Source organism: Microbacterium sp. K41, assembly GCF_004794395.1.
Taxonomy (GTDB): Bacteria; Actinomycetota; Actinomycetes; order Actinomycetales; family Microbacteriaceae; genus Microbacterium; species Microbacterium sufflavum.
Genome location: NZ_SSDO01000060.1, coordinates 1 through 1130, shown reverse-complemented (window position 1 = coordinate 1130; position 1130 = coordinate 1). Strand labels below are relative to the sequence as shown.

Sequence of the window (1130 nt, the reverse complement as noted above, 5' to 3'; positions counted from 1 at the left end):
GAGTCGCTCGACGACCTCGACCCCGCCGAGCTGCGCGGGGCACGGGTCGTGATCACGAGCTGGGGCGCCCCGCCGTTCGACCCCGCCCTGCTCGCGCGTCTTCCGGCGCTGGAGCTCGTGGCGCACACGGGCGCGTCCGTCAAGGCGTTCGCGACCGAGGAGCTGTTCGACCGCGGTGTCGCGGTGACCCAGGCGGGCGACGCCATGGCCCGCCCGGTCGCCGAGGTGTCGCTCGCCTTCACGCTCGCGCTGCTGCACCGGCTGCCCGAGCTGTCGCACGGGGTGCGCGCGGGCGGCTGGTACGACGCGGTCGCGGTGGGCACGCAGCACGAGATCCTCGGGGCGCCCATCGCGGTGATCGGCGCGTCGCGGACGGGTCGTGCGTACCTGCCGCTGATCTCGGCGCTGGGCGCGGAGCCACTGCTGGTGGATCCCACGATCGACGCCGCCGCGGCCGCCGCCCTCGGTGCCGAGCTGGTGCCGCTGGACGAGGCGCTTCGTCGCGCCCGCATCGTCGCGGTGCACGCGCCGACGCTGCCCGAGACGCATCACCTCCTCGGTCGGCGGGAGCTCGCGCTGATGCCCGACGGCGCGGGGCTGGTGAACACGGCCCGCTCGTGGCTGGTGGACGAGGCCGCGCTCATCGACGAGGTGCGTGCGGGCCGCCTGAGCGCCGCGGTGGACGTGTTCGACGAGGAGCCGTTCGGCGCCGACAGCCCGTTCCGCACGCTCCCCGGGGTGCTCGTGACGCCGCATCGCGCCGCCGGCACCCACGAGGGGCGGCTGCGGCAGGGCCGGATCGTGGCGGACGAGGTCGCGGCGTTCTTCGAGGGCCGACCGCTCGCCCACACGGTGGATCGCGCCGCGTTGGCGTGGATGGCATGACCGCGGTGATCGCGCGCGGGGACGACCCCGCCGGCTGACGCGGGGTGGATCGTCCGGGCGGGAGCCCGGGGTGCTGGGGTCGGGGGACTCGAGGGAGGACGCGGCTCGGCCGGACGGCCGGACGCCTGACCGCGGCGACGACGCCGCAAGGAGGATGAGCATGACCCAGCAGGAGATGACAGAGACCGCCGCGCTGCGCAGCAGGCGCATGCTGCTCGCCGGGTTCGGTGCCGCCGCGCTCGGCG

Annotated in this window: 1 protein-coding gene; it reads left to right on the top strand. The window is 75.9% G+C overall.

The annotated features are described in order from the left end of the window. Nucleotides 1–885 (top strand): hydroxyacid dehydrogenase (locus tag DW309_RS01010; protein ID WP_240753082.1); only part of this gene is annotated, 885 nt, incomplete at its 5' end. Nucleotides 886–1130 lie beyond the last annotated feature (245 nt).